At 69.1% G+C, this 25,423-nt stretch carries 22 protein-coding genes; 18 read left to right on the top strand and 4 right to left on the bottom strand.

Annotation, left to right across the window (positions count from 1 at the left end; all coding sequences use genetic code 11):
• Nucleotides 1-72: 72 nt before the first annotated feature.
• Together ACTVZP_RS00755 and ACTVZP_RS00750 are read right to left on the bottom strand one after the other, a co-directional pair.
• Entirely contained in the window at nt 73-447 is a 375-nt protein-coding gene (locus ACTVZP_RS00755; protein WP_443210157.1) for a response regulator, read from the bottom strand.
• Nucleotides 401-3,889 carry a chemotaxis protein CheB gene (locus ACTVZP_RS00750; protein WP_443210156.1) on the bottom strand — a complete coding sequence of 1,163 codons (3,489 nt, stop codon included), beginning with the start codon at nt 3,887-3,889 and terminating at the stop codon, nt 401-403. Before ACTVZP_RS00750 ends, ACTVZP_RS00755 begins: the two co-directional genes overlap by 47 nt.
• Nucleotides 3,890-3,968: 79 nt before the next feature.
• On the opposite strand from ACTVZP_RS00750, the gene ACTVZP_RS00745 reads away from it, so the two are divergent.
• From ACTVZP_RS00745 to ACTVZP_RS00725, 5 genes are all read left to right on the top strand, one after another.
• Nucleotides 3,969-4,499: a PAS domain-containing protein gene (locus ACTVZP_RS00745; protein ID WP_443210155.1), complete on the top strand. Its 531-nt coding sequence runs from the start codon at nt 3,969-3,971 to the stop codon at nt 4,497-4,499.
• Between the two features lie 437 nt (nt 4,500-4,936).
• Complete coding sequence (locus tag ACTVZP_RS00740) at nt 4,937-6,166, top strand: sugar phosphate nucleotidyltransferase (RefSeq protein ID WP_443210154.1); 1,230 nt, start codon at nt 4,937-4,939, stop codon at nt 6,164-6,166.
• A complete protein-coding gene (gene glgX, locus ACTVZP_RS00735; protein WP_443210153.1) occupies nt 6,163-8,238 on the top strand; it encodes a glycogen debranching protein GlgX in 2,076 nt (691 codons plus the stop codon). The genes ACTVZP_RS00740 and glgX overlap by 4 nt, the downstream gene beginning before the upstream one ends.
• 320 nt (nt 8,239-8,558) lie before the next feature.
• The gene (locus tag ACTVZP_RS00730; protein WP_443210152.1) at nt 8,559-9,677 is read left to right on the top strand and encodes an AAA family ATPase; all 1,119 of its coding nucleotides are present in this window, start codon (nt 8,559-8,561) and stop codon (nt 9,675-9,677) included.
• On the top strand, nt 9,674-10,918 hold the full coding sequence (locus ACTVZP_RS00725; protein ID WP_443210151.1) for a vWA domain-containing protein: 1,245 nt from the start codon (nt 9,674-9,676) through the stop codon (nt 10,916-10,918). The genes ACTVZP_RS00730 and ACTVZP_RS00725 overlap by 4 nt, the downstream gene beginning before the upstream one ends.
• Nucleotides 10,919-11,112: 194 nt before the next feature.
• Here the strand turns inward: ACTVZP_RS00725 and ACTVZP_RS00720 are convergent, their stop codons facing one another.
• Nucleotides 11,113-11,784 carry a hypothetical protein gene (locus ACTVZP_RS00720; RefSeq protein ID WP_443210150.1) on the bottom strand — a complete coding sequence of 224 codons (672 nt, stop codon included), beginning with the start codon at nt 11,782-11,784 and terminating at the stop codon, nt 11,113-11,115.
• A gap of 239 nt (nt 11,785-12,023) precedes the next feature.
• On the opposite strand from ACTVZP_RS00720, the gene ACTVZP_RS00715 reads away from it, so the two are divergent.
• The 7 genes from ACTVZP_RS00715 to ACTVZP_RS00685 all read left to right on the top strand — a co-directional run bounded on the left by ACTVZP_RS00715 (nt 12,024) and on the right by ACTVZP_RS00685 (nt 20,799).
• The gene (locus tag ACTVZP_RS00715) at nt 12,024-13,190 is read left to right on the top strand and encodes an efflux RND transporter periplasmic adaptor subunit (RefSeq protein WP_443210149.1); all 1,167 of its coding nucleotides are present in this window, start codon (nt 12,024-12,026) and stop codon (nt 13,188-13,190) included.
• 4 nt (nt 13,191-13,194) lie between these two features.
• Nucleotides 13,195-16,341, top strand: coding sequence for an efflux RND transporter permease subunit (locus ACTVZP_RS00710; RefSeq protein WP_443210148.1), 3,147 nt, complete (start codon nt 13,195-13,197; stop codon nt 16,339-16,341).
• Between the two features lie 253 nt (nt 16,342-16,594).
• On the top strand, nt 16,595-16,855 hold the full coding sequence (locus ACTVZP_RS00705) for a putative hemolysin (protein ID WP_443210147.1): 261 nt from the start codon (nt 16,595-16,597) through the stop codon (nt 16,853-16,855).
• A 218-nt stretch (nt 16,856-17,073) separates the two neighbouring features.
• Nucleotides 17,074-18,378 carry an adenylosuccinate lyase gene (gene purB / locus ACTVZP_RS00700; protein WP_443210146.1) on the top strand — a complete coding sequence of 435 codons (1,305 nt, stop codon included), beginning with the start codon at nt 17,074-17,076 and terminating at the stop codon, nt 18,376-18,378.
• A gap of 113 nt (nt 18,379-18,491) precedes the next feature.
• Nucleotides 18,492-18,647, top strand: a complete 156-nt coding sequence (locus ACTVZP_RS00695) for a hypothetical protein (RefSeq protein WP_443210145.1) — start codon at nt 18,492-18,494, stop codon at nt 18,645-18,647.
• Between the two features lie 59 nt (nt 18,648-18,706).
• Nucleotides 18,707-19,777: a flagellar motor switch protein FliG gene (locus ACTVZP_RS00690; protein ID WP_443210144.1), complete on the top strand. Its 1,071-nt coding sequence runs from the start codon at nt 18,707-18,709 to the stop codon at nt 19,775-19,777.
• Nucleotides 19,778-19,917: 140 nt separating this feature from the next.
• Nucleotides 19,918-20,799, top strand: coding sequence for a lysophospholipid acyltransferase family protein (locus ACTVZP_RS00685; protein WP_443210142.1), 882 nt, complete (start codon nt 19,918-19,920; stop codon nt 20,797-20,799).
• 71 nt (nt 20,800-20,870) lie between these two features.
• Here the strand turns inward: ACTVZP_RS00685 and ACTVZP_RS00680 are convergent, their stop codons facing one another.
• Nucleotides 20,871-21,419 carry a L,D-transpeptidase gene (locus ACTVZP_RS00680; RefSeq protein ID WP_443210886.1) on the bottom strand — a complete coding sequence of 183 codons (549 nt, stop codon included), beginning with the start codon at nt 21,417-21,419 and terminating at the stop codon, nt 20,871-20,873.
• Nucleotides 21,420-21,680: 261 nt separating this feature from the next.
• Between ACTVZP_RS00680 and ACTVZP_RS00675 the strand changes: the two genes are divergently transcribed.
• The 6 genes from ACTVZP_RS00675 to ACTVZP_RS00650 all read left to right on the top strand — a co-directional run bounded on the left by ACTVZP_RS00675 (nt 21,681) and on the right by ACTVZP_RS00650 (nt 25,396).
• Nucleotides 21,681-22,160, top strand: coding sequence for a VOC family protein (locus ACTVZP_RS00675; RefSeq protein WP_443210141.1), 480 nt, complete (start codon nt 21,681-21,683; stop codon nt 22,158-22,160).
• 69 nt (nt 22,161-22,229) lie between these two features.
• Entirely contained in the window at nt 22,230-23,093 is an 864-nt protein-coding gene (locus tag ACTVZP_RS00670; protein WP_443210140.1) for a branched-chain amino acid aminotransferase, read from the top strand.
• 53 nt (nt 23,094-23,146) lie between these two features.
• Entirely contained in the window at nt 23,147-23,602 is a 456-nt protein-coding gene (locus ACTVZP_RS00665; protein WP_443210139.1) for a universal stress protein, read from the top strand.
• 153 nt (nt 23,603-23,755) lie between these two features.
• Nucleotides 23,756-24,316, top strand: coding sequence for a NifU family protein (locus tag ACTVZP_RS00660; RefSeq protein ID WP_443210138.1), 561 nt, complete (start codon nt 23,756-23,758; stop codon nt 24,314-24,316).
• On the top strand, nt 24,306-24,914 hold the full coding sequence (tsaB, locus tag ACTVZP_RS00655; RefSeq protein WP_443210137.1) for a tRNA (adenosine(37)-N6)-threonylcarbamoyltransferase complex dimerization subunit type 1 TsaB: 609 nt from the start codon (nt 24,306-24,308) through the stop codon (nt 24,912-24,914). The genes ACTVZP_RS00660 and tsaB overlap by 11 nt, the downstream gene beginning before the upstream one ends.
• Nucleotides 24,911-25,396, top strand: a complete 486-nt coding sequence (locus ACTVZP_RS00650) for a GNAT family N-acetyltransferase (protein WP_443210136.1) — start codon at nt 24,911-24,913, stop codon at nt 25,394-25,396. The genes tsaB and ACTVZP_RS00650 overlap by 4 nt, the downstream gene beginning before the upstream one ends.
• Nucleotides 25,397-25,423 lie beyond the last annotated feature (27 nt).

The following is a 25,423-nucleotide window of genomic DNA, read 5'->3' as shown; positions in this document are numbered from 1 at the left end:
CCGATGCAGCGGGTACTCCCGCCATTCAAGGTCAACGTCATGCCCCGCGGCTTGTTCCCGCGGCGTCGATCTTCAGGGGCAGCCGGCAGCCGCGCTCAGCGCACGTTCCAGCGCACCCGGCGTCACCGGCTTCTCGATCACCGTCGCCCGCGGATCCGCCGGCAGGCTCGAACTGGCGTAGCCGGTGGCAAAGACCACCGGCACTCCCTCTCCCAGAAGGCGGCTGCCGAGGTCGAACGACGTCCGCCCGTGGCTCAGGTTCACGTCGAGCAGGGCGATGTCGGGCTTGGCCTCGGCCACGAAACGCTCGGCCGCGGGCAACGAATAGGCCATGTCGATCAACTCGAACCCCATCTCTCGCAGCGTCTCCACCGTTTCCATCGCAATGATGGCCTCGTCTTCAAGGTAGAGGATCCGCATGGCGGAGGGGGTCCAGGTCACTGTCATAGTCCACTTCGGTTGCTGCATTCCAGGGCAGGGCCACAACGAGACGCAGTCCAGCCGGTTCCCAGTGACTGTGGATGCTGCCGTAGAAGGAGCCCTCTACCATGGAGCGCATGAGTTGCGTGCCGAATCCTTCCCGGGACGGCGAATTTACCGGCGGACCGCCGCTCTCCTGCCACACCAGCCGGAATTCCTCGCCCTCACCCTCATCCACGCGGGACCAGCGGACGGACACTCGACCCTCGGGGCGCGAGAAGGCCCCGTATTTCGAGGCGTTGGTCGCAAGCTCGTGAACGACCATCCCGAGGCTCAGGGTGGCACGGGCGTTGAGACGCATGTCGGGACCGCGCAGCGTCACCCTCTCCTCGCCGTAGACGTTCAACAGTTCGAGGGCGAGAATGTCGCGCAGCGCCGTCGAGGCCCAGTTCTCGGAGGTCAGCAGGTTGTGGGTGTTCGCCAGCGCCCGGATGCGCTGCGCCAGAGTGTCCAGGATCTCCGGCGGCTCGCCCTGCTCGCGCCGTGCGCGGTTCACCAGCGCGATCACGTTCGAGAGCATGTTCTTCACCCGGTGCTGCAACTCGCGCATGATGCGCCGCAGGTCGGCCTGCAGTTCCAGCAGGCGTGTGACGTCGGTCACGTTGAAGCCGACGGCGCGGACACCGTCCGAGCGATGCACGGGATACCAGTCCACCTCCCAGACGCGCGGCACCTCGGGTTCTGCGGTCGTGCTTCCGCGCAGCACCTGCCTCAGAACCGGCTCGCCCGTCTCGAAGACCTTGCGAACCGAAGCCACCATCCTTCCGGCGACATCCGCGTGCACCTCGGAGATCGAACGGCCGATGATGCTGCCGGCAGACAAGCCGCTGAACTCGATCATCTTCGGATTGGCGCGCAGATAGCGGAAGTCGCGGTCGACGAGGCCCATGGCGCCGGGACTGCCGAGGTAAAGCTCCTCGATCTCCTCGGCGCTGGCGCGCGCCTGGGCAGAAGCCTCCTCGGCCGCGCGCGCATATCGGGTGACGGCGGTCACGTCGAAGACAGAAAAGACCACTCCGCCCCGGTCGGTCGCGCCGCTGCGGTAGGGGGCAAAGCGCACGATCACCTCGGCCTTCCCGTCCGTCGACACCATGCCCACCTCTTCCGCCTCTCCGCCATTCGCGACGCGCGCGCTGACTTCGGCCACGACCCTCATGTCCAGCCGGGCGCCGATGTCGGTGATCTCGCGCCCGCGGTCCTGTTCCACGAAGCGGAACCAGGTGGCGGCCTCGGGGGTGAAGTTCCTCAGCCGCAGGTCCCGGTCGAGGAAGACCGTCGCGATCTGGGTCGAGGACATGAAGTTCGCGAGGTCGGCATTGGCTCCGGCCAGTTCGGCCAGCTTGGTCTGCAACTCCTCGTTGGTGGTCGACAACTCCTCGTTCGCCGACTGAAGCTCCTCGTTCATCGACATCATTTCCTCGTTGGAGCTCTTGAGCTCCTCGTTCGAGGTCTCGAGTTCCTCCACCGTGGTGCGCACCATCCGGCGCGCCTCCTCCAGCTCGTCCTCGAGCTGGCTCACATAGGCTTCGTCGAGCACGATCCGGCTGTCGGGCTCGGCCGGCGCCGCAGAGGTTCCGAACGTGACGAGCCGCGAGCCGTCGGGAAGCGTCTCGCAGCCGATGGTGACGTCCTGGACCTCGTCCGCCTCGCCCAGCTCGACGCGGGTCTGACGATAGCCGCCGCCGGCGATGGCGCAGGCCGTCAACAGCCGCTTCAGCGGCTGCTCCAGCTCGGCGAGGATGATCGAACGGATGCCGAGCGACGCCGTGCCCGGGTTGAGGCGGACGTAGCGCTCCGCCCCCGGACCGACGCGCGTCACCTCGTCCTGCGGGCCGACGAGCAGGAAGGAGGGCACATGGCGCGACAGGAGGGCTTCGGCCGCCGCGTAGGGGATGCCGAAGACCTGCTCGGGCATCGCGTCGTGCGCCGGCTCGCCGCCGACGGGGATGCGCCGGAAGCCGCGCGGCAGGTCCGGCGACCGCGCCACGGCCTCGTTGCGCCGGTAGATGCGGTGCTCGGGCACGACGTCGATGAAGGGCTCGCCCTCGACCTTAGCCGTCTCGGACGGGCCGAGCATCAGGTAGCCGCCGGGTCGCAGGGCGTAGTGGAACACGCGCTGCGCCAGTTCCTGCAGGCCATGGTTGAAGTAGATCAGCAGGTTTCGGCAGGTGACGAGGTCGAGCCGCGAGAACGGCGGATCCTTGACGAGGCTCTGGGACGAGAAGCGAACGACGTCGCGCAGCTCGCCGCGCACCTCGAACCCGTTCCGCGTCGGGCTGAAGTAGCGTTCAAGAAACTCGGGCGGAATCTCGGAGACGATGGAATTCGGATACTGCGCGCGCCGGGCGACCGCCAGCGCCTCCTCGTCGATGTCGGTGCCGAAGACGCAAAGCCGCGCCCGGACGTCGAGCCGCGCCATCGCATCGGCCATGACCATGGCGACGGTGTAAGCTTCCTGTCCCGTCGAGCAGCCGGGCACCCAGATGCGCACCTCGTCCCCCCGGCTCTTGTTTTCCAGAATGGCCGGGACCGCGATCCGCGCCAGGGCCTCGAAGGCGCCCGGGTCCCGGAAGAAGCTGGTCACGTTGATCAAGAGGTCGCGGAACAGCCGGTCGGCCTCGCTGCGGTTCTGGACCAGCTCGCGCAGGTAATCTCCCGGCTCGTCAAGCCCGAGAACCGACATGCGCAGCGTGATCCGGCGGTGCAGGGTGCCGCTCTTGTAGCCCGAGAAGTCGTGGCCGGTGCGGTAGCGGACGTTGCGCACCACCTTCTCGATGAATTCCGCGTCGCTCTCGACAGTAGGGGCGATGCCGGACGCGCGGTTGTGGAAGTCGCGCAGCACGCCGACCATCTCGGACGCCGGCAGGACGAGGTCGACGGCGCCGGTGCCGATCGCCGAGCGGGGCATGCCGTCGTACCGCGCATCCTTCGGATCCTGCGCGAAGACGAGCCCGCCCGCCTCCTTGATCGCGCGAACCCCGTTCGACCCATCCGATCCGGTGCCCGAGAGGATCACGCCCGCGGACCGCGCGCCATGTTCACGCGCAAGCGCGTGCAGGAAGCTGTCGATCGGACGGCGAAGCCCGCGCGGCGCCTCGAAGGGCACCAGCCTCAGGGTCCGTCCCCTGATGTCGAGGCTGTAGGCCGGCGGGATGAGGTAGACGTTCCCGCCCTCGATCTGCATGCCGTCGGTGATGGCCTGAACGGGAAGCCGCGTGCGCTTCGACAGGAGTTCGGGCAGAAGGCTCTCATGCTCGGGATCGAGGTGCTGGACGAGCACGAGCGCGAAGCGATCCGTCGGGCGCAGCGCGCCAAGGAGGCTCTGGAACGCCTCAAGTCCCCCCGCCGAGGCCCCTATCCCGAGGAGGATCAGATCGCCGCCGGCGCGGGATTCGGCGGCGGAAAGCATTTCCGTCATATCGTCAACTTTCGTCTGGAACTGCGACAAGCCGACGCATACGCTCCGGCGGCACAGGACGCGAGGGGGTATGGACCAGAAACAGTTCGAGAAGATCCGCGGGGTCTTCGATCGTTCGGGTGTCGCACTGACACTGGCGGACATGTCCCTTCCCGAGCAGCCCCTCGTGCTGGCCAATCCGCCCTTCCTGCGCATGACCGGCTACAGCGAGGGGCGCATCCTCGGTTTGAACTGCCGGTTTCTGCAGCGCGAGGGCGAGAACGAGCAGGCGCGCGCCGACATCCGCGACGCCCTTGCGCAGGGCAACGAGGTGCAGGTGGTGCTGCGCAACTACCGCTCCAACGGAGAGCCGTTCGACAACCTGCTCTTCCTCCACCCCGTCGGCGGCCGACCGGGTGCTCCGGACTATTTCCTCGGCTCGCAGTTCGAGCTGGATGGCCTCGGGGGCGACCGGCCAGCGGCGGCTGCCGGTCATGCCGGTGCCCTCAGCCGCGATCTGGCGAGGATCGGTGCCGTCGCCGCACGCCTCGAGATGGATACGCGCCGCCAGCTGGCCGAGGTCGCGGCCGCTCTCGTCCGCGCATGGGAGCGGCGGTCCTAGCCGGAATGTCCGGGACGGCGGGCCGAAGCGTCCCTCGTCAGCCCGCCTGATCGAAGATCGCGGCTCCCCGTCGTCGTCCGGCAGGTGCCGGAGCGCACCTGCGGACCGAACGGCGCCACAGGATCCGCGGGTGCGCGCCCTGTCCGGCGCCACAGGAATGGTCCTGCGGAACCGGATCTGGATTTCCCTGAACTTTCGCACCCCAACCGTCTCGCAAGTAGCCTGATGACGCGAGCGAACGGTCCGGGCCGGGATCCGGTTCCCCGGAACCTGGCCAGTGGGCAGGTTCTTCATTTTCCCGAGCACTTTCGGCCCGGGCACTGCAATCCGTGCCGACAGGCGCCGGATCGCATGCGAATTTTCCTGCATCGGCGGAACCGCCCCCCGCTGCGGCCGGTTGAAGCGCGCAACTTCCCTGAAAACCGGATACGAACCCAATGAGCCATGCCTGCGAGCCGGACCTTTCCGACACCTTCACGGTGCTCCTCGCGGGAGGCCGCGGCTCCCGCCTGCATGAGCTGACCGCAAGCCAGTGCAAGCCCGCCCTGCCCTTCGCCGGGTCGCGGCGGATCGTGGATTTCACGATCGCGAACGTGGTCCGCTCGGGACTGACCCGGATGATCGTCGCGACACAATATCGCCCGACGTCGCTGGCCCGTCACCTCGAGAGCTTCTGGGCCCCGCGATTCCCGGCAGGCGGGCTCATGCTGCGCGAGGGACCGTCCGTCACCGGCACACCTGAAGGATACGGGGGAACCGCCGCAGCCGTGACCGCAAACCTTGCCGAACTCAGGTCCGCGGGTGCGCGCGAACTCGTGGTGCTTGCGGCCGACCATGTCTACGAAATGGACTACGCGGCGCTGGTGGCCGCCCATCGCGCGTCCGGGGCCTCCGCGACCGTGGCGGTCGATACGGTCCCGAGGGACCGTGCCCGCGCCTTCGGCGTCGTCCGCACCGACGAAGGCGGACGGATCGAGAGCTTCCTCGAGAAGCCCGACCATGTGCCGCCGGACCCCGCGCTTCCGGGCAGGGCCATGGTCAGCATGGGCATCTATGTCTTCGACTTCGACTGGCTGGCGTCGGTCCTGCGCATGGTTCCGGGCGCGACGCAGGATTTCGGGAACGACATCCTGCCGCTCGCGGTGGCTCTGGGCGAGGCGCAGGCCTATCGCGTTCCTGGCGACGGCTTCTACTGGCGCGACGTCGGCACGCTGGATGCCTATCGCCGCGCGCAGCTCGATTTCACGCGCGGCGAGCCGCCCTGCACCCTGCCGCCTCAGGTGGCTGCCAGCGAGCACGAGATGAAGGCCGCCTCCGGCGAACTCGTGCAGTTCGCCTTCCGGATGCAGACCGGAGGCATCTCGCTCCATGCCCCCCGGCTCGGTGCCGGCACGCCCGGACGCTGGTGCATGCTGGACGAGAGCGTGCTTCTGCCGGGTGCACGCGTGGCCCCCGGCGTGCGGCTCACCCGCGCCATCGTCGCTCCGGGCACGTCGGTCCCATCGGGCCTGGTGATCGGCGAGGACCCGGACGAGGACGCCCGCTGGTTCCGGCGCAGCGAGGAGGGAACGGTCCTGGTGACCACGCAGATGCTCGCCCGCCGGGCCGCCGACCGCGGCCGCGCCTTCGCGCCCCTTTCCGCCACGCGCATGGGCCGCTCGGCATGAAGCGTTCCGCCCGCCCCGCGCCGCCGCTCAAGTTCGACATATCCTCGGCCCATCCGAACCGGCTCGGCGCCGACTATGACGGAGAAGGCACGAACTTCGCCCTCTTCTCCGAGAATGCGACTCGAGTGGAGCTCTGCCTCTTCGACGAGGACGGCAAGACCCAGACGCACTGCCTCGACCTTCCGTCCTACGAGGGCGGGATCTGGTACGGCTATCTTCCCGGCATCCGGGAAGGACAGGTCTACGGCTACCGCGTGCACGGTCCCCACGCGCCCGAGGACGGGCACCGGTTCAACGCCAACAAGCTGCTGATCGACCCCTATGCCCGCGAGTTGAAGGGCGACCTGATCTGGAACGACGCGCTCTTCGGTTATCCCGTGGGCGGCGACGACCGCGAGCTCGACCCTCGGGACAGCGCCTCCTTCGTGCCGAAGGCGGTCGTGGTCGATCCCGCCTTCGACTGGGAGGCAGACAAGGCGCTCCGCCACCGGTGGGAAGAGACGGTTATCTATGAGGCGCATGTGAAGGGCCTGAGCATGCGTCATCCGGGCGTGCCCGAAGGCGACCGCGGCACCTTCAAGGGCCTCGCCTCGCCCGCCGTGATCGACCATCTGAAGTCGATCGGCGTGACGTCGATCGAGCTCCTGCCGATCCATGGCTTTCTCAACGACCAGCACCTGATCGAGAAGGGGCTTTCGAACTACTGGGGCTACAATACCCTGTCCTTCTTCGCCCCCTACCGGCCCTATACCAAGTCCGGCTCGATGCGCGAGGTAAAGCAGGCGATCAAGCGGTTCCACGACGCCGGCATCGAGGTGATCCTCGACGTGGTCTACAACCACACCTGCGAGGGCAACGAGAAGGGCCCCACCCTCTCGTTCCGCGGCATCGACAACGTGTCCTACTACCTGCTCTCGCCCGAGGCGAAACGCCACTCCTTCGACACCACCGGCACCGGCAACACGCTGAATGTGGCGCATCCGATGGTGCTGCGCATGGTGCTGGACTCCCTGCGCTACTGGGTCGAGGTCATGCATGTCGACGGCTTCCGCTTCGACCTCGCCTCGACGCTCGGGCGCGAGGTGCTGGGGTTCGAGCGCGAGGGCACCTTCTTCGCCGCGATCCGGCAGGATCCGGTGCTCTCCACGGTGAAGCTCATCGCCGAGCCATGGGACATCGGCGAGGGCGGCTATCAGGTCGGCGGCTTCCCCTGGCCGTTCCGCGAGTGGAACGACAAGGCGCGCGACGATGTGCGCGCGTTCTGGCGGCGCGATACCGGCCTGGTGGGCGACATATCCCAGCGGCTCCTCGGCTCGCCGGTCCAGTTCTCGCATTCGCACCGGCCTGCGACCTCCTCGGTCAATTTCATCGCGGCCCATGACGGTTTCACCGCCTGGGACCTCGTTTCCTACGACGACAAGCACAACGAGGCGAACGGCGAGGACAACCGCGACGGCCACTCGCACAACCTGTCGCACAATCTTGGCGCCGAGGGGCCGACGGACGACCCCGGCATCCTCGAGGCGCGGCTGCGCCGGGTGAAGGCGATGCTGGCCACCGTCTTCGTCTCGCAGGGCGTGCCCATGATCCTCGCGGGCGACGAGTTCGGCCAGAGCCAGCACGGCAACAACAACGCCTATTGCCAGGACAACGAGATCGCCTGGCTCGACTGGGAGAACGCCCGCGAAGACCTGATCCAGGCGGTCGCCGACCTCGCCGAGTTCCGCCGGGCCGAGGGCGGTCTCGCGCGGGCCCGCTTCGCCGTGGGACCCGAGGCGGTGCAGCACGACACGCCGGTGGCAAGCTGGTTCCATCCCGCGGGGCGCGAGATGACGGAAGGCGACTGGAACGACGGCGATCTGAGGCTTTTTGCGCTGCGGCTCGACCTGCCGAAGGGGCGCGACCTTCTGATCCTGCTCAACGGCGGTGACGACGGGGAGTTCGCCCTGCCCGAGGGGGAATGGCGGCTGAAGATCGACACCTCGCGTGATCGGATCGCCTGCGACGAGACGGCCGAGGGAACGATCGCGGTGGGCTGGCAGAGCGTGATGGTCTTCGCGGCCGTCGACTGACGACGCAGCGGGTGCCGCTCCTGAGCGGCGGCGCCCATGGATGCGGGATGGCTGGCAAGGGATTGCCGGGACACGGCAATCCGCTCGTGCCGCCCCGCCGACGGAGGGCCTTGCCGGGACAAGACGCCCCGGCGCTTCCTGCGGTCCGACCGTCAGATGCGCACCGGCGGACGGATGAAGGTTCCGGCTGCCCGAAGCCCGATGGCGCCGCCCCTCGCGCTTCCGGTCGCCGCGGTCCAGATGGATCAAGCCCGCGTTTCCGGGGCTTGCCCCCCGGCCCGCCGCCTCTAACATCAGCCCGCGGGTTGCGGAGCTGGGTAATGGGCGTGAACACGATGCCGGTCTCGACCGGCGAGGCCTTCGAGGTGCTGCTTCACGGGTGGGAGGCGCAGCGATCCGGAGGGATGATGGTCTCGTGGATGCTCCACGGCCGCCCCGGCATCGGCAAGACCGAGATCGTGCAGCAACTGGCCGAACGCACCGGCTCGATGCTCTTCGATCTGCGGCTGACCACGATCGAGCCGCAGGACCTGCGCGGCCTGCCCTATTACGATCATGCCAGCCAGAAGACCGTCTGGTACCGGCCCGAGGACCTGCCCGACGATCCGGAACGTCCGGCGATCCTCTTCCTTGACGAGCTGACCGCAGCCGCTCCGAACCTGCAGCCGACGGTTTACGGCCTCCTGCAGGAGCGGCGCGTGGGCCGCCACCGGCTGCCGCCCTCGGCCTTCATCGTCGCCGCGGGCAACCGTGTCGAGGACGGCGCCGTGGCCTACGAGATGGGCACCGCGCTCTCGGACCGGCTGATCCACCTGAACCTGCGTGCGGACGCGCCCGACTGGCTGCTGCGCTATGCGCTGCCGCAGGGCCTCCATCCGACGGTGATCGCCTTCATCCGCACCCGCCCCGACCTTCTCGAGACCACCGAGGAGGCGCTGCGCCGCGGCCAGATGATCGCCTGCACGCCGCGCAGCTGGGCGCGGGTCTCGACGATCCTGCAGCAGGTGTCCGACCGGCGGATGCGCGACGTCATGGTCGCGGGAACGGTGGGCGAGGCGGCGGCGGCCGAATTCGCGCTGATCGCCGACGACATCGCGGCAACGGTCCAGGTCACCGAGCTTCTCGCCGCCCGCGACAGCGCGCGGACGCGGCTCTACCCCGCCACGATGCACGGGCTGACGGCGCTCATCTACGGGCTGGTGGCGATGGCCGATGCGCAGACCCTGCCCGAGATCATCGAGATCATGGCCGAGATCCGCCATCTCGGCCGCCGTCGCGACGAGGAGGTCTTCCTGCGGATGCCACTGGCCGAGCTCTCGGGCTATGGCTTCGAGATCCTGATCCAGAAGGCGCTGGACAACGGCTGGCAGCATGTCTTCCTGCAGTCCCGCGCCTACCAGGCCTATGCCGCCGAGCGGCGGGCGGCGGGGCTGGAATGACCCGGCACAGCGCGCGGGCAAGCGTCGCGCTTCGCGCCCTCGGCGAAGCCGATCCGGCGATGGCGGCGCTCGCGCTCTGGTGCGAGCACCGCGACCGCGAGGACGGGCCGCCGGCCGCGACAGAGGGCACGACGATCCATTACTCGCCGGCCTTCGAGGCCCTGCCGCGGCACGAGCAGATGGGCGTGGCCGCCCATCACATCCTGCATGTGGCGCTGCGGCACACGCAGCGGATGGCGGCGATGCAGGCCCGCTTCGGCGATCGTTTCGACCCGGAGATCTACAACATCGCGGCGGATGCCATCGTCAACGAAAGCCTGCTGCTCGCCGGCTACGCCCTGCCCCGCCCCGCGCTCACCCTGACCGGCGTGCTGATGGCCGCCACGGGTCAGAGCCCGAGCGCGCGCGAGGCGCTGGCGGAATGGGATGCCGACCGGCTCTACATCCGGCTGATGAAGGCAGGCGGCAAGGGACGCTCGGCCGCCGAGAAGGCGCGCAGCCATGCCGAGGACCGGATGACCGGCCGCGACCTGCACCCGAAGGCGGGCGGTGCCGCCGAGGATCGCGAGGAGGCGGACTGGCGGCAGCATCTGGCCCGCGCGCTCGAGGCGGGGCGCATGGCCGGGCGCGGCATCGGCCTGCTCGGACACCGGATCGCCGACATCCCGCACCCCGAGACGACATGGGAGGTCGAGCTTCGCGGCCTCGTCACCCGTGCCGTGACCGAAGCCCCGAGCGAAAGCCACCGCCGCCCCGCGCGCGACTGGATCGCGATGGAGGCCGAGGCGCTGGCCTCGGGCGGCCCGGTCCCCGCCTTCCGGCCCGGCCGGATCCGCGCGAGCCACGAGCCGCGGATCGTGATCGCGCTCGATGCCTCGTCGAGCATCGACGACGACCGGCTCGCCCTGTTCATGGGCGAGGTCGCCGGCATCGCGCGACGCACGGCCGCCGAGATCCACCTGCTTGTCTTTGACGAGACCGTTCAGGCGCGGCTGAAGCTCGACCCGTCGCGCTGGCAGGGCCAGCTGCCAAGGCAGGCGCTGGCGCGTGGCGGAGGCACCTCCTTCGTCGCGGTTCTGGAGGAGGCCGCAGGACTCGATCCCTCGATCGCGGTCGTGCTGACCGATCTCGACGGCCCTTTCGGGCCTGCCCCTCGCCGGTTTCCCGTCATCTGGGCCGTGCCCGACAGCCCCGAGCCCCTCGCCCCGCCCTTCGGCCGCGTCCTGAGCCTCGCCCGCTGAATGACAGCCGTCCCCTCCTCTTCGGCCGCATCCCGAGCTTCGTCCGCCGAACACCTCCGTCGGCCCCGTCCTTGGCTGCCCCGCCTGCCGCGACCGACGGCCTCGCTCGCCGACCGCGAGCGTTCACCTCTGCCAGAGGTCGGACCCGAACCCTTTCTGCACCTGGAAAGGAGGAAGACGCCGCCGGGGTTCGCTCAACCCGACAGCGCCGCCAGCCGCGCATGGGCGGACACGCCCCGCATGTCGAGCGTCACGTCGCGCAGGAACACGTTCTCGAAAAGGTTGATCTTCAGCAGCTTCTGCTCGGTCAGCGGCGCCCCGAACAGATCCTTGCGGATCATCGCCTCTTCCTCGCGGCTCAGGCGCACGACTTCCGGTCCGGCCTCGGACTGGACCGAAACGAAGGTCAGCGGCGTGATGTAGGCCATGTCGGACTGCTCGATCACCAGATGCAGCACGCCGGTCTTCAGCTGCCGCCGCGCCGCGATGCGCGTCAGGATCGCACGGCCGCGAACCTGAAGCAGGTCGAGCCCGCGATCCGCCTCGGCCTGGTCGATCAGCTTCGCACGCCGCTCCTTGGGGATGCGCAGCACGTTCGTCTCCACGAACAGGATCGCCACGATCATCAGGAGCGGGGCCTGCGCGATGGCGATGGCGCTTTGCGGCCAGACGAGCATGGCGGCCACGAAGGGCGCGAGCACGGCGAGGAACCGCAGCATCTGCGCCTCGAACACCATCCGCCAGATCAGCCGCAGGGGAAAGCCCCGCCGTGGAAGCAGCGTCACCCGGCCGAAGATCCGCCGGGGCACCTGCCGGGTCTCCAGCGCATTCCGGTTCCAGATGGTCGACGGGCTGACGATGAACATGGGCCTCGCACTCCTTCACGTCTGAATGATAGGAGCGCGGTCCGGCTTTCAAGTTCCCGCTGGCCGCGCACGGCTGTGTGATGTCCATTGTTCAGGCGGAAAGCAGATCACGAATATGTGGCATGATGTGCACGGCTTCGCGAGAGATGCGCCGCGACCTGCGGTCAAGGCGCGCTAGAAGAAAGCGACGGAACAGGCCGGTTCGGGCGTATCAGGACCGCGGAAACCGAGGAGAGACGATGTCACTGGTGAAGCAGGGCCTGCTCGTTCTGGCAGTCGCCGGGGCGGTGCTGATCATCTGGGTGCTCTACGTGCCCGCGGCGCGGCCGGTGCTGGAGCGCGTCGGACTGCTCGGCCCGATGGAGCGCCTGGGCATCGTCGCGCAGGACTCCGAGGCCCTGGCCGCCCCCGGGCCCGGCGGCGCGGGCGGCGCGCCGACGACGCGGGTGATCGCGCAGCCGGCAGAGGAGCGGGCGCTCAACGCCATCGTGACGGCCGTGGGCAGCGCCCGCGCCGTGCGCGCCGTGACCGTCGCACCGGAGGTCGAAGGCCGCATCGAGGAGATCGCCGTCGGTCCGGGCAGCCGCGTCTCGGCGGGCGACCTCATCGCCTCGCTCGAGAGCGAAGCCGCGCGCATCGCGGTCGACCGCGCCGAACTCATCCTCGCCGATGCCCGCGAGGATCTGGATCGGGCGCAACGCCTCGCCGGATCGGGCGTCACCAGTGACCTTGCCCGGCAGGAAGCGCTCCTTGCCGTCAAAACCGCCGAACTCGAGCTGCAGCAGGCACGGTTCGAGCTTTCGCAGCATCGCATGCTCGCGCCTTTCGACGGCTGGGTCGGCATCATCGAATTCGAGGTCGGCGACCAGATCAGCCGCGGCGACGTGATCACCGAGCTCGACGACCGATCGAGCCTCCTCGTCGATTTCCGCGTCCCCGAGCGGGTCGTGGGTCAGGTCGGCATCGGCGACAGAGTGACCGCGACGCCGCTCTCGGGCGCCCGGGACCCGCTGGAGGGCCGGATCAGCGCGCTCGACAACCGGGTGGACGAGGCGAGCCGGACCCTCCGCATCCGCGCCACCATCCCGAATGCCGATGACCGTCACCGCGCCGGCATGTCCTTCTCGATCCGGCTGGAGCTTCCCGGCGAGCCGCGGCCCGCGGTCGATCCGCTCGCGATCCAGTGGGGCTCGGAAGGGGCCTTCGTCTGGGTGGTGCGCGAGGGCCGGGCACAGCGGGTGCCGGTGCGGATCCTTCAGCGCGACGCGGATGCCGTGCTGATCCAGGCCACGCTGCGGCCGGACGACCTCGTGGTGATCGAGGGGGTGCAGACCCTCAGGCCCAACGGCCCCGTCGAGATCGTCGAGCCGCCGGACGGAACCGCCCCCGCCGGCTCGAAGAGCTGACGCCATGTCCACCCTTCCCGAACCCGACGAGCACGAGCTTGCCCATTCCAACACCGCGCTCTTCATCCGCAGGCCGATCCTCGCCTTCGTCCTCAACGCCCTTATCCTGATCGCGGGCCTCGCCGCCCTCTACGGCGCCGACGTGCGCGAGTTGCCCGACGTGGACAGCCCGGTCATCACCGTGACAACGGAGTTCGAGGGTGCCTCGTCCGAGACCATCGACCAGGAGGTGACGGACGAGATCGAGGGCGCAGCCTCGCGCGTGGCGGGCGTCAAGTCGATCTCGTCGAACTCTCGCTTCGGGCGCAGCCAGGTCACGGTCGAGTTCAACGACGACACCGATCTCGACGTGGCGGCGAGCGACATGCGCGACTCGATTTCGCGCATCCGCAACAACCTGCCCGACGATGCGGAAGAGCCCCGGATCGTGAAGGCGGATGCGAATTCCGAGGCCGTGATGCGCGTCGCGGTCACCTCGCCGCGGCGCTCGGCGCAGGACCTCACCCAGCTCGTCGAGGACCAGATCGAGAGCCGCCTTCTCGCCGCACCCGGCGTGGCCGACCTGCAGATCTACGGCGACCGTGCGCCGATCTTCCGGGTGGACATCGACCAGATGCTGCTCGCCTCGCGCGGGCTGACGCTGGCGGATCTGCGGGACGCGCTCGCCAATGTCTCCTATGACGCGCCTGCGGGATCGCTCAGCTCGGATCGCCAGAGCCTCGTGGTGCGCACCACCGCCACGGTCACGACGCCCGAGGCCTTCGAGGCGCTGGAGATCGCGCCGGACGTGAGGCTGGGCGACGTGGCCTCGGTCGAGCTCGGTCCCGAGCCGGGCGCCTCCTACCTGCGCGCGAACGGGCAGACCGGCGTGGGCCTCGGCATCATCCGGCAGGCGCAGAGCAATACCCTCGAGATCTCGACGGCGGTGCGCGAGATCGTGGCGGGCCTGCAGGCCGACCTGCCCGACGACGTGCGCATCTTCGTGACCTCGGACGACGCCACCTTCATCAACGGCGCGATCCACGAGGTCGAGATCGCGCTCGGACTGTCGACTTTGATCGTCGTCGCGATCATCTTCCTCTTCCTGCGCGACATGCGCGCCACGCTGATCCCGACGCTCGCCATTCCGGTGGCGCTGATCGGCACCCTGGCCGCGATCTGGCTCGTCGGCTTCTCGATCAACATCCTGACCCTGCTCGCGCTGGTCCTCGCCACGGGGATGGTGGTGGACGATGCGATCGTGGTGCTGGAGAACATCGTGCGCTGGCGCTCGCAGGGGATGGGCGCGCGCGCGGCGGCGGTTCTGGGCACGCAGCAGGTGTTCTTCGCGGTCATCGCCACGACGACCACCCTTGCGGCCGTCTTCATCCCGCTCTCGTTCCTGCCCGGCCAGACGGGCGGCCTCTTCCGCGAGTTCGGCTTCACCCTAGCGATCTCGGTCCTGCTCTCCTCCGTCACGGCCCTGAGCCTCTGCCCCGTCCTCGCGAGCCGTCTCCTGCGCGGCGGTGCCGAGGAAGGCCGCGGCCCGGTGGTGTGGCTCGGCCGGACGCTCGCGGCCTTCTACCGGCGGACGCTGCACTGGGCACTCGACGCCCCCTTCGTGATCCTCGCGCTTGCCGGGGCGTTTGCGCTTACCGCTGCCTTCCTCTTCGGCACGCTGAAGCAGGAACTGACGCCGCCCGAGGACCGCTCGGTGATCCTGATGTCGGTACAGGCACCGCAGGGCGTCGCCCTCGAATACACCGACCGCAAGATGCGCCAGATCGAGGACCTGATCCGGCCCTTCCGCGAGAGGGGAGAGGTGGTCAACGTCTTCGCCATCGCAGGCTCGGGCAGTCGCGACAACCGCGGCTTCATGGTGATGACCCTCGCCCCGTGGGAGGCGCGCGAGCGCAGCCAGCAGGAGATCGCGGAAGAGCTGAACAGGGGCCTGCGCAGCATCGTGGGCATCCGCGCCTTCGCCATCCAGCCGAACTCGCTCGGCGTGCGCGGCGCGGGACAGGGGCTCAGCTTCGCGGTGGTCGGCGACAGCTACGCCCGCCTCGCCGAAAGCGCGCAGGAACTCGTGGACCGGATGGAGGAGAACCCGGCCTTCGGGCAGGTGCGCCTCGGCTACGAGACGACGCAGCCCCAGCTCTTCATCGAGGTGGACCGCACGCGGGCCTCGGACCTCGGGATCGAGATCACCGGCCTCGGCGAGGCGCTGCAGGCGGTGCTTGACGGCCGGACGGTGGGGACGATCTTCCTCGACGACTCGAGCTACGACATCCAGATGCTGTCGACGACCGAACCGGTGAACGATCCGGGCGATCTCGAGCGGATCTTCGTGCAGGCGGGCGACGGTAAAATGGTGCCGATCTCGAGCTTCGTGACTCTGACCGAGCGCGCCGTCGCGCCGGAACTGTCGCGCGAGGGTCAGCTGCGCGCCGTGCCGATCACGGCCGGCCTGACGCCCGGGATGGCGCTCGGCGAGGCGCTGGACGAGGTGGAGCGCCTTGCCGCCGACATCCTGCCCGGCGACAGCCGGATCGAGCCGCTCGCCGAGGCGGCGACTCTGGGCGAGACCTCGTCCGGCCTCACGGCCACCTTCGGCTTCGCCATCGTCATCGTTCTCCTCGTGCTGGCCGCCCAGTTCGAGAGCTTCGTCTCGGCCTTCATCGTCATGGCGACGGTGCCGCTGGGGCTGGCCTGCGCGGTCTTCGCGCTGGTGCTCACTGGCGGAAGCCTCAACGTCTACAGCCAGATCGGCCTCGTGCTGCTTGTGGGGATCATGGCGAAGAACGGCATCCTCATCGTCGAATTCGCCAACCAGCTCCGCGACGAGGGGCACGGGGTGCGGCGCGCCATCGAGGATGCCTGCGCCATCCGCCTGCGTCCCGTGATGATGACCATGATCGCGACGGTTCTGGGCGGCCTGCCCCTCGTCCTCGCCTTCGGCGCGGGCGCCGAGGCGCGCGAGGTGCTGGGCTGGATCATCGTGGGGGGCCTCGGGCTCGCCACAGTGGCCACGCTCTACCTCACGCCGGTGGCCTATCTCCTTCTCGCCGGCCTGTCGAAGCCGAAGGCAGAGGAGCAGGCCCGCCTCATGCGCGAGCTGCACGAGGCGGCGCAATCCGGTGCCCGGCCGGTGGAGCAATCGCCCGCCGAATGATCGCCGCACAGGAACGGGCACCGCCGGCGGCCACGGCGCATCCATCGTCGCACATCTGACAGTGCGGGCACGAGTGCGGGGCAGGATCCGCAATCCGATCCCGGGTCTACGGGCGACCGTCGCGCGCGCCTTCCTGCGCAGGAGGCGTCGTCCCACGCGGGGCGACGCCTTCCGCGCTTGCGGCCGGTCGATGCCGAGGCGAAGATCGCCCTTGCCGTTCCGGACACCTCCGCATCTGCCGAAAGCCCTTTCCATGAACATCCCGAAACTGCCTATCCTTCTGCTTCTTGCCCTGCCCGCCTGTGGCGGCGGCGATCCCGATCCTGCGCCCTCCGCCGGAGGGACGGACCTGCACCGCCCCGGGATGGCCAACCCGGCATCGGTCTATTGCGGACGACAGGGGGGCCGGCTCGAGATCCGCACCGAAGGCACAGGCAGATCGGGCTACTGCCACCTTCCCGACGGCCGCACCCTCGAGGAATGGGAGCTTTATCGCGACGCCGAGCCGCTCTGACCGGCCCGCTCTCGCGGCATCTGCCCACCGCTGTCGGAACGCCGCGCCGCCTTGCCGGCAGGTGCCGCGGCATGGATCAGCGAAGGGTCCGGGTGCCCGGCGCGGCCAGACCGCGCCGCCGCCGGGCATAAGCCGCCTTCTCCGCTTCTCCGACGTGCGAGCCTTGCCAGCACCGGCGCCCGGCGCTAAGGCGACCCCGCCGCTAGAAGGAGAGGCCGATGATCCCGCGTTATTCCCGCCCCGACATGGTGGCCATCTGGTCGCCGGAAACGAAGTTCCGCATCTGGTTCGAGATCGAGGCCCATGCCTGCGACGCGCAGGCAGCGCTCGGCGTGATCCCGAAGGCCAATGCCGAGGCGGTCTGGAAGGCGGCCGAGGCCACCTTCGACGTGGCCCGCATCGACGAGATCGAGGCGGTGACGAAGCACGACGTGATCGCCTTCCTGACCCATCTGGCGGAAATCGTCGGCGCCGACGAGGCGCGCTTCGTGCATCAGGGCATGACGTCCTCGGACGTGCTCGACACCACGCTGAACATCCAGCTGGTGCGCGCAGCCGACCTGCTTCTCGCAGGCCTCGACCGTGTGCTCGCCGCGCTGAAGGCCCGCGCCCACGAGCACAAGGACACCGTCCGCATCGGCCGCAGCCACGGCATCCACGCCGAGCCCACCACCATGGGCCTGACCTTCGCCCGCTTCTACGCCGAGATGGCGCGCAACCGCACCCGGCTGGTGAATGCCCGCGCCGAAGTGGCGACGGGCGCGATCTCGGGCGCGGTCGGCACCTTCGCCAACATCGACCCGGCGGTGGAGGAGCATGTCTGCGCCAAGCTCGGGCTGGTGCCCGAGACGATCTCGACCCAGGTCATCCCGCGCGACCGCCACGCGATGTTCTTCGCCACGCTGGGCGTCATCGCCTCGTCGATCGAGAACGTCGCCATCGAGATCCGCCACATGCAGCGCACCGAGGTGCTGGAGGCCGAGGAGTTCTTCTCGCCCGGCCAGAAGGGCTCGTCGGCCATGCCGCACAAGCGCAACCCCGTGCTGACCGAAAACCTGACCGGCCTCGCCCGCCTCGTCCGCATGGCGGTGGTGCCCGCGATGGAGAACGTGGCCCTCTGGCACGAGCGCGACATCTCGCATTCCTCGGTCGAGCGCGCGATCGGCCCCGATGCCACGATCACGCTGGACTTCGCGCTGCACCGCCTGGCCGGCGTGATCGAGAAACTCGTGGTCTACCCCGAGAACATGTTGAAGAACATGAACAAGTTCCGGGGCCTCGTGATGAGCCAGCGCGTGCTGCTGGCGCTGACGCAGGCAGGGGTGAGCCGCGAGGACAGCTACCGCCTCGTGCAGCGCAACGCGATGAAGGTCTGGGAACAGGGCAAGGACTTCAAGGAAGAACTGCTCGCCGACCCGGAAGTCACCGCCGCGCTCTCGCCCGCCGAGATCGAGGAGAAGTTCGACCTCGGCTATCACCTGAAGCACGTCGACACGATCTTCGCCCGAGTCTTCGGCGCCTGATCGCCTCACGCGTGCGTGACGCCCCGCAGCCTCTCGCTGCGGGGCGAATCATGTTAGCCTCTTCACCGTGCGATTGAGACGGACTTTGCCATCCAACCCCACAGGAGGACCGAATGACGAAGCTGACCCTCACGACCCTCGCCCTCATCGCGGCCCCCGCGCTGGCGATGGCGGATTGCCCGATGAAGCACCAGACCACCGCCTCCGTCTGCGGCGACGGTCAGGTCTACGACCCGGTGGCGAAAGCCTGCACCACCGTGACCGGCTAAGGCGCCGTTAACCGCCCGCGCGCCATCCTGCCCCGGTAGAGACAGCGATTCGGGGCAGCATGGCACAGGCTCTGGCACGGATACGCCCGGTTCAGCGGGCCGTTCCCATGGAAAGGGACGAGGGCGAACCGCGCGCCCTCTCCCGCCGCGAAAAGGCGGCCATCATCGTCCGGCTTCTGCTGGCCGAAGGTGCGCCCTTGCCGCTCACCGCCCTGCCCGACGACATGCAGGAGGGTCTGGCCGAGCAGATGTCGCGGATGCGCACCATCGACCGTGCCACCATGACCGCCGTTGTCGAGGAATTCCTCGGCGAACTCGAAGCGGTCGGACTTTCCTTCCCAGGCGGCCTCGACGGCGCGCTGGCCGTCATGGACGGCCACATCAGCCCCGCAGCCGCCACACGGCTGCGTCGCCAGGCCGGCATCAAGGGCGATCCATGGGAGCGTTTGACCGGGATGCCCGCCGAGTCGCTCCTGAAGGTGCTGGAGGAAGAGAGCGTCGAAGTGGCGGCGGTGATGCTGTCGAAGCTGCCGGTGCCGAAGGCGGCCGACCTGCTGGGCAAGCTGCCAGGCGAGAAGGCGCGCAGAGTCGCGTATGCCGTCTCGATGACAGGCTCGGTCGAGCCGGAGACGGTGCGCCGCATCGGCCTCTCGCTTCTGGCCCAGCTCGACGCCGAACCGCCCCGCGCCTTCACGGCTACTCCGGTCGAACGGGTGGGCGCGATCCTGAACGTCTCCGCGGCGCTCACGCGCGACGAGGTTCTCAAGGGGCTGGAGGAGACCGACTCCGCCTTTGCCGAACAGGTCAGGAAGGCGATCTTCACCTTCGAGCATGTCCCGAGGCGCGTGCTCGCCCGCGACATTCCGAAGATCGCCCGCGCGGTGGACCAGTCACGGTTGGTCACGGTCATTGCCGCCGCCTCCACGCGGCCGGACCTGACAGAGGCGGTGGAATTCCTGCTTTCGAACATGTCCCAGAGGCTGGCGCAGGCGTTGCGCGAGGATGCGGCCGCGCGCGGTCAGGTGAAGGACAAGGAGACCGAGGAGGCGATGAACTCCATCGTGGCGGGCATCCGGCAACTCGAGGCGGCGGGCGAGCTTGTGCTCACGGTCGAGGAGGAAGGCGACTGAGCCATTCCAACCGGCAATGCCCTGGTGAGACAGGCCGCCGACAGCGCGCGGTGTGCTGAGCGATCCCGTCTTCTTGAGGTTCGGCGGCGGCGCCTCTATGTCTGGCGCAACGAACAACGGCGGCTGTCGCCGCGGAGACCATGGCTTCGAGACGAACCGGACCCGCCGCCTGGGCACAGGACCGACTGCTGCGCGCCCTCATCGGCGCCCTTCTCCTCCTGCCCTATCGGTGGCGCGTCCCGCTCTGCGGCTGGGTCATGTCGCGTATCATCGCCCCGCTTGCCGGCTGGGATCGCCGGGTGCGGGACAACCTTTCCCGCATCCTCCCCGAGCTTCCCCCAGGCGAGGTCCGGCGCCTCATGCGCAAGGTGCCGGAGAACGTCGGCCGGGCTGTCATCGAATCCTACTCGGGGCCGGATTTCGTCGCGCGCGCCGCCCGCAATCCGCTCACCGGCCCCGGCCTCGTGACACTCGAGGCGGCCCATGCGGCCGGCAGACCGGTCGTCCTCGTGACGGGGCACTTCGGCAATTACGACGCGAGCCGCGCGGCCTTGCTCGCCAGAGGGTTCCGCATCGGCGGGCTCTACCGGCCGATGAACAACCGCTATTTCAACGACCACTACGTGCAGGCGATGGCCGCGATCGGGGGGCCGGTCTTTCCACGCGGAAAGGCAGGGCTGGCCGGAATGCTCCGCCACCTGCGCGGCGGCGGGATGCTGGGCCTGCTGATCGACGTTCACATGCGCAGCGGCGCAATCCTGCAGTTCTTCGGCCATCCGGCGCGCACCGCGCTCTCGGCCGCAGAACTGGCGCTGAAATACGATGCGCCGCTGGTGCCCGTCTATGCGATCCGCGCGCAGAACGGCCTCGACTTCGACATCCGCGTCGATGCACCCATTCCGCACAGCACGGCCGAAGAGATGACGCAGGCGCTGAACGACTCCTTGGAAGCCGTGGTGCGCGACCATCTCGATCAGTGGTTCTGGATCCACCGGCGCTGGCGCGTCTCGCGCGCCTCCTGACACACCGGGCCGCGGCGAACCCGCGCCCGCGGGATCGCGCCGGAGGTACGTTCCGGCAGCAGGCCGGCCGGTCAGACCAGCCGGACCTGCGTGCCGATCGTCGCGAGGCCGAAAAGTTCGGCGATATGCGCGTTCGCGAGGCCAATGCAGCCATGGGCCAGCGTGCTTCCGACGCGGGACGGATCGTCCGTGCCGTGGATGCGGTAGTGATCCCACTCGAGATACAGCGCGTGGCTGCCGAACGGGTTGCCCGGCCCCGGGGGCAGGCTCGCGGGCAGGGCCGGATCGCGCTCGCGCATGAGAGGCGTCGGACGCCACGTCGGACCCTCGACCTTGCGGATGACGCGGGTCCCGCCCAGACGCGAGAACTCGCGCGCCGCGGGCACGGCCGTCGGATAGCGCCGCTGCACGGCACCATCCTCGGACCAGAAGATCACGACCCGCTGCCGCAAATCGGCGAGGATCGCGCCGTGTTCGAGGGTGGAGAAATGGTTGCGCCAGTCGTCGGGCTCCTGTCGCGCCGCCTCGGCCTCGCGTACACCGCCCGCGAGGGCGAGGCCCGCGAAAGCCGCCGCCGCGGCCGACAGGATCCCCCGCCTCCGGAGGTTCAGCTTCTGCATCGAAATAGTCCTGCTCATTGTCTTTTTATTGCAGGCTGCGACTCGCGGCCGCGCCCTGCGGCCAAGGTGGTGGCGGGCCGCCGTCCGGGCAACTCACGAATCCTTTCCGAGGAGTAATTCCGCCGATCCCGTGCGTGATCGCCACATCACGCGCTTCAGGCCGCGGCATCCCGCCGGTTTTCGCTCAGTCACTGTGCGCGCCTGAGCCTGTCGCCGCATCCGCGATGCGCCTATCTCATCCGCAGTTTCAGGAGGTTTCCCATGTCCCTTCCCCCGGATACCCGCATCGGCCACGTCCATCTGAAGGTGGCCGACCTCGACCGCGCCATCGCCTTCTACACGGGCGTGCTCGGCTTCGAGCTTCAGCAGAAGTTCGGCAGCCGCGCCGCCTTCCTTTCGGCCGGCGGCTACCATCACCACATCGGCCTCAACACCTGGGAGAGCCTCGGCGGCCATCCGCCTGCACCGGGCACGACCGGCCTCTATCACACCGCGATCCTCTTTCCCGACCGCGCCTCCCTCGGGGCGGCCCTGCGCCGGGTGCTGGATGCCGGCATCCAGCTCGAGGGTGCGGCCGATCATGGCGTGTCCGAAGCGGTCTACCTGCGCGACCCGGACGGCAACGGGGTCGAACTCTACCGCGACCGGGATCCCGCCGACTGGCCGAGGGACGCCGACGGCGCGCTTGCGATGTCCAACGGCCGGCTCGACCTGTCCGCCCTTCTGGCCGAGGCCGCCTGAGGCAGCGCACCGTCTGGACCCTGCCTGCGCCTGGTGATTAAGTGGCGCCGCGAAAGGCAGGAGATCACGATGGCATTCGGCAGGAACATCCGCACCTTCTTCGAGGGCAGCTGGCACGAGGGCGACATCCCGGTCATGCGCGCGGCCGACCATGGCATCTGGCAGGGATCCTCGGTCTTCGACGGAGCGCGCTCGTTCGAAGGGGTGGCGCCGGACCTCGAGGCGCACTGCGCCCGCGTGAACCGGTCTGCCGAGGCGCTGATGATCACGCCCACGGTGTCCACCGAGGAGATGGTGGCGATTGTGCGCGAGGGGCTGAAGCCCTACGGCCGCGGGCAGGCGGTCTACATCCGCCCGATGTACTGGGCGCTCGACGGCTCGGAGCTCGGCGTGGCTCCGAAGCAGGGCTCGACGGGCTTCGCGCTCTGCCTCGAGGAGGTGGCGATGCCGGCGCCGGAAGTCACCACGACGCTCACCCGCACCCGGTTCCGCCGCCCGGTGCTCGAGGACAACGTCTGCAACGCCAAGGCCGGCTGCCTCTATCCCAACAATGCGCGGATGCTGGTCGAGGCGAAGTCCAAGGGCTTCGGCAATGCGCTCGTGGCCGATGCCATGGGCAATGTGGCCGAGACGGCGACGGCGAACGTCTTCATGGTGAAGGACGGGGTGGTCTTCACGCCCGTGGCGAACGGCACATTCCTGTCCGGCATCACCCGGGCGCGCCACATCGCCAACCTCCGCGCCGACGGGGTGGACGTGGTCGAGACCGTGCTGACCTTCGAGGACTTCCATGCCGCGGACGAGGTCTTCCTCTCGGGGAACTTCGCCAAGGTGACGCCGGTGACCGGATTTGACGACACCGCCTATCAGGTGGGTCCCGTGACCCGCCTGGTGCGGCAACTCTACTGGGACTGGGCCCATTCCGCCGGCTGAGCCTTGCCACCCCGGGCGGGCTTCGCCATGATCCGTCGGTCAGGGAGGACATGATGCGCAAGTTCCTTGTCGTTCTGGACGACAGCCGCGAGTGCCTCAACGCGATGCGCTTCGCGGCCCTGCGCGCGGCCCATACCGGCGCGGGCGTGCAGATCCTGTCGATCATTCCGCCGGAGGAATACCAGCACTGGATGGGCGTCTCGGATCTGATGCGGACCGAGGCGCGCGAGCGGATCGAGGCGCATTTCGAGGTGTTCGCCAAGTGGATGCGCGACCGTCAGGGCATCGATCCCGAACTCGTGATCCGCGAGGGCGATCCGGTGCAGGAGATCCTCGCGCAGGTGAAGGAGGATCCGGCCATCGGGGTCCTCGTGCTCGGCGCCTCGCCCGACAAGGCCGGACCGGGCCCCCTCGTGACGCAGATGAGCCGCAACTCCGGCAACCTTCCGATCCCGATCACCATCGTTCCGGGCGAGATGTCGAAGGAGCGTCTGGAAGCGATCACCTGATGGTCGACAGCGTCGGCGGCCGGGGGCTCTGCCCCCGGACCCCCGGGATACTTGAACAAGAGTGAAGGCAGAAGCGACGGATCCTTTCCGGTGCAATTCTTGACTTAACAGGTCGGGAAGCGCATATCGGGGCCTGATCGCGGAGGCTGCCCAATGTTCATCCAGACCGAATCCACGCCGAACCCGGCGACGCTGAAGTTCCTGCCCGGCCAGATGGTGCTGGAGGCGGGCACCGCCGATTTCGCGTCCCGCGAGGCTGCGGAAAGCTCACCCCTCGCGCGGCGCATCTTCGCCGCCGGCGGCGTGTCGTCGGTCTTCTTCGGAACCGATTTCGTCGCCGTGACCAAGGAGGACGAGGTTGCCTGGGACCACATCAAGCCCGGCATCCTCGGCGCGATCATGGAGCACTACCAATCGGGCGCCCCGGTGCTCGAGGGAGAGCAGGCCGCCTCGGGCCACGCGACCCACGATGGGCCGGATGAAGAGATCGTGCGCCAGATCAAGGAGCTGCTCGACACGCGGGTGCGCCCTGCGGTGGCGCAGGACGGCGGCGACATCACCTTCCACGGCTTCGACCGCGGCATCGTCTATCTGCACATGCAGGGGGCCTGCGCAGGGTGCCCCTCTTCGACCCTGACGCTGAAGATGGGGATCGAGAACCTCCTGCGGCACTACATTCCGGAAGTGCTGGAGGTCCGCCCGGTTGCGGCCTGAGCCGAAGATCCTGGCCTTCGACACCTCGGCCGCGCATTGCGCGGCCGCGTTGCTTTGCGGTGACCGGCTGGTGGCCCTCCGCGAAGAGCCGATGGAGAAGGGCCAGGCGGAACGCCTGATGCCGCTGCTCGAGGAGCTGCTGTCAGAAGGCGGGATCGGCTGGGGCGACCTCGATGCGCTGGCGGTCGGAACGGGACCCGGCAACTTCACCGGCGTCCGGATCGCGGTGGCCGCGGCGCGGGGCCTTGCGCTCGCGGTTGGACGGCCGGCGATCGGCATCTCGCGGTTCGAGGCGCTGGCCTTCGGGCTGCCAGCACCGGTGGCCGTGATCGAGGATGCCCGCCGGGATCAGGTCTACCTTCGAGATGGCGATGCGCCCGCCCGTCTCGCCCTGCGCGGTGGCCTGCAGGTGGTCTCGCCCCGGCAGGTGGGCGGCGCGGCCTTCGCCGACGTGGTGGCGCCGTCCTGTCCTCTGGCCGAGGGGATCGCGCGGGTGGCGCGCGAGAAGCTCGGACAGGCGCAGCCGCGTCCGGCACCCTTCTACCTGCGCGGCGCTGATGCCGCGCCCGCGGCCGATCCGCCGCCAGTGCTGCTGTGACGCTTCTGGCAGATCCTGCGGCCCTGCACGCCCCGCATGCGCTGGCAGCCCTCCACGGCCGCGTCTTCGTCACCCCGCGACCCTGGTCGGCCGGCGACTTCCGGACCCTGCTCAAGGAACCTTCGGTCTTTCTGCTCGTCGAGCCGCGGCCGGACCCTGCCGCCGGGGCGCTGCATCCGGCCGAGCCTCAGGGGTTCCTCATGGGTCGTGCCGTCGCCGGAGAGGCCGAGATCCTGACCCTCGCCGTGGCGCCGGAGGCGCGGCGAAGGGGTCTCGGGGCGCGGCTGACGGCGGCATTCCTCCGGGCCGCCGGGGCGCGCGGCGCCGAAAGCGCCTTTCTCGAGGTGGCGGCCGACAACGCGGCGGCGATCGCGCTCTACACGGCCGCGGGCTTTGCCGAGGCAGGCCGCCGCCGCGGCTACTACCGCACGGCGGAGGGCCGTCCGCTCGACGCCCTCGTGATGAGCCGCACGCTCGACTGACGCTGCGGCATGGGCAAGGGCGCGCGG

It is taken from the genome of Rhodobacter sp. NSM, from assembly GCF_052244495.1.
Taxonomy (GTDB): Bacteria; Pseudomonadota; Alphaproteobacteria; order Rhodobacterales; family Rhodobacteraceae; genus Cereibacter_A.
This window is presented reverse-complemented; position numbering and strand designations above follow the sequence as displayed.

Coding starts and splice junctions, on each gene's coding strand:
- ACTVZP_RS00755 (WP_443210157.1), bottom strand. CDS start 447: ATGACAGTGACCTGGACCCCCTCCGCCATGCGGATCCTCTACCTTGAA.
- ACTVZP_RS00750 (WP_443210156.1), bottom strand. CDS start 3,889: ATGCTTTCCGCCGCCGAATCCCGCGCCGGCGGCGATCTGATCCTCCTC.
- ACTVZP_RS00745 (WP_443210155.1), top strand. CDS start 3,969: ATGGACCAGAAACAGTTCGAGAAGATCCGCGGGGTCTTCGATCGTTCG.
- ACTVZP_RS00740 (WP_443210154.1), top strand. CDS start 4,937: ATGAGCCATGCCTGCGAGCCGGACCTTTCCGACACCTTCACGGTGCTC.
- glgX (WP_443210153.1), top strand. CDS start 6,163: ATGAAGCGTTCCGCCCGCCCCGCGCCGCCGCTCAAGTTCGACATATCC.
- ACTVZP_RS00730 (WP_443210152.1), top strand. CDS start 8,559: ATGGGCGTGAACACGATGCCGGTCTCGACCGGCGAGGCCTTCGAGGTG.
- ACTVZP_RS00725 (WP_443210151.1), top strand. CDS start 9,674: ATGACCCGGCACAGCGCGCGGGCAAGCGTCGCGCTTCGCGCCCTCGGC.
- ACTVZP_RS00720 (WP_443210150.1), bottom strand. CDS start 11,784: ATGTTCATCGTCAGCCCGTCGACCATCTGGAACCGGAATGCGCTGGAG.
- ACTVZP_RS00715 (WP_443210149.1), top strand. CDS start 12,024: ATGTCACTGGTGAAGCAGGGCCTGCTCGTTCTGGCAGTCGCCGGGGCG.
- ACTVZP_RS00710 (WP_443210148.1), top strand. CDS start 13,195: ATGTCCACCCTTCCCGAACCCGACGAGCACGAGCTTGCCCATTCCAAC.
- ACTVZP_RS00705 (WP_443210147.1), top strand. CDS start 16,595: ATGAACATCCCGAAACTGCCTATCCTTCTGCTTCTTGCCCTGCCCGCC.
- purB (WP_443210146.1), top strand. CDS start 17,074: ATGATCCCGCGTTATTCCCGCCCCGACATGGTGGCCATCTGGTCGCCG.
- ACTVZP_RS00695 (WP_443210145.1), top strand. CDS start 18,492: ATGACGAAGCTGACCCTCACGACCCTCGCCCTCATCGCGGCCCCCGCG.
- ACTVZP_RS00690 (WP_443210144.1), top strand. CDS start 18,707: ATGGCACAGGCTCTGGCACGGATACGCCCGGTTCAGCGGGCCGTTCCC.
- ACTVZP_RS00685 (WP_443210142.1), top strand. CDS start 19,918: ATGGCTTCGAGACGAACCGGACCCGCCGCCTGGGCACAGGACCGACTG.
- ACTVZP_RS00680 (WP_443210886.1), bottom strand. CDS start 21,419: ATGCAGAAGCTGAACCTCCGGAGGCGGGGGATCCTGTCGGCCGCGGCG.
- ACTVZP_RS00675 (WP_443210141.1), top strand. CDS start 21,681: ATGTCCCTTCCCCCGGATACCCGCATCGGCCACGTCCATCTGAAGGTG.
- ACTVZP_RS00670 (WP_443210140.1), top strand. CDS start 22,230: ATGGCATTCGGCAGGAACATCCGCACCTTCTTCGAGGGCAGCTGGCAC.
- ACTVZP_RS00665 (WP_443210139.1), top strand. CDS start 23,147: ATGCGCAAGTTCCTTGTCGTTCTGGACGACAGCCGCGAGTGCCTCAAC.
- ACTVZP_RS00660 (WP_443210138.1), top strand. CDS start 23,756: ATGTTCATCCAGACCGAATCCACGCCGAACCCGGCGACGCTGAAGTTC.